Origin of the sequence: Pseudomonas sp. NPDC087615, from assembly GCF_044743445.1 — a bacterium.
Taxonomy (GTDB): Bacteria; Pseudomonadota; Gammaproteobacteria; order Pseudomonadales; family Pseudomonadaceae; genus Aquipseudomonas; species Aquipseudomonas baetica_A.
Map to the genome: position 1 here is coordinate 13,945 of NZ_JBIUWM010000089.1, position 408 is coordinate 14,352.

Annotated in this window: 1 protein-coding gene; it reads left to right on the top strand. The window is 60.0% G+C overall.

Going from position 1 to position 408, the window contains the following annotated elements:
- On the top strand, positions 1–408 hold a 408-nt coding region (locus ACIOU6_RS26550), incomplete at both ends, for a cbb3-type cytochrome c oxidase subunit I (protein WP_401139604.1).

Consider the following 408-nt stretch of genomic DNA (forward strand, 5'->3'; position numbering starts at 1 on the left):
CCTGATGAACCTTGCAGTGCCGCTGCAGATCGGCGCGCGTGACGTTGCCTTCCCGTTCCTGAACTCCCTGAGCTTCTGGCTGCTGGTATCGGGCGTTGTGCTGATCAACCTGTCCCTGGGCGTCGGCGAATTCGCCAAGACCGGTTGGGTTGCCTATCCACCGTTGTCGGGCCTGCAATATAGCCCTGGCGTGGGGATGGACTACTACATCTGGGCGCTACAGTTATCCGGGTTGGGTACGACGCTGACGGGGGTCAACTTCCTGGCCACCGTGCTGAAAATGCGTACCCCTGGCATGAAACTGATGGACATGCCGATCTTCACCTGGACCTGCACCTGGGCAAACGTTCTGATCGTGGCTTCGTTCCCGATCCTGACCGCTACCCTGGCGCTGCTGACACTTGACCG